This is a genomic window from Actinosynnema sp. NPDC023658, from assembly GCF_040639995.1.
Lineage (GTDB): Bacteria > Actinomycetota > Actinomycetes > Mycobacteriales > Pseudonocardiaceae > Actinosynnema.
In genome coordinates, this window is sequence record NZ_JBFAAX010001460.1 from 1 (window position 1) to 1,102 (window position 1,102).

General features: G+C 70.3%; 1 protein-coding gene. It reads left to right on the forward strand.

Translation table 11 applies throughout. The annotated features are described in order from the left end of the window. Positions 1 to 179: 179 nt before the first annotated feature. Positions 180 to 1,102, forward strand: a 923-nt coding sequence (locus AB0G02_RS41805) for an acyl-CoA dehydrogenase family protein (protein ID WP_360806605.1), incomplete at its 3' end; no start/stop codon positions are given.

A 1,102-nucleotide genomic window follows, 5' to 3' on the forward strand; every position in this document is an offset into this window, starting at 1 on the left:
GGGGGGGGGCGCGGGCCCCGCTACTCGGCGGCCGAGATTCCGCGATTACCGGTCGACGCCTGGCGAACCCGCGCGATTACCAACGGCAGGAAACAGCGGCCGGAATTTCTGCCATGCTCGATCCGGCGCCGGGGGAATAACGCTCGGCAGACGGAGTCAGTGCCGCTGAGGAGGCAGGAATGACCACGATCGACAGCAATGTCGACGTTTCCACGATTTTGGCCAAGGTCGCGGAAATCGCGCCGCAACTGCGCGAGAACGGTGAGCGGGCCGAGCGGGAGCGGCGCACGCCGGCGGAGACCGTCGAGCTGCTGGAGCGCGCCGGCGTCTACCGGATGACCACCCCGCGCCGGTTCGGCGGCTTGGAGCTGCCGGTGGCCGACCAGGTGAGGGTGTACCAGGAGATCTCGCGGGCCGACCCGGCCGCCGGGTGGGTCTCGATGATCTGGTCCACCAGCACCTGGGTGCACACCCTGCTGGCCGAGAAGGCGCAGGAGGAGATCTTCACCCGCGAGTCCACCCGTGTGTCCACCGGCTTCACGCCGAGCGGCACGGTGGAGCCCGCCGAGGGCGGCTGGGTCCTCAACGGCGTGTGGAAGTGGATGTCCGGCATCCACGGGTCGCACTGGATCACGGTGGCCGCGCTGCAGATGACCCCCGACGGCCCCGCCCCGTACGTGGCGGTCGTCCCGGTCTCCGACATCACGATCATCGACGACTGGAACACCGGCGCGGCCGAGGGCACGGGCTCGGCCTCGGTGAAGGCGGAGGGCGTGTTCGTGCCCTCGCACCGCGTGCTGTTCCTGCCGGAGCTGCTCGGCGCCGGCGCGGCGGACCGCGCCAACAGCGGTGCCACCGGCCGCAACTACGCGTTCATCCCGTACTTCATGGCGGCCGGCTCGTCGCCGTTCCTGGGCATCGCCAAGGGCGCCTACGACCTGTTCCTCGACCGCCTGCCCGGCCGCGGCATCACCTACACGCCGTGGACGAACCAGAGCGAGTCCCCGGTCACGCACATCCAGGTCGCCACCGCCAAGAACAAGATCGCGGCGGCAGAGGCGCTGTCCGCGAACTGGCTGGGCCTCATCCAGGCGCACGCCGA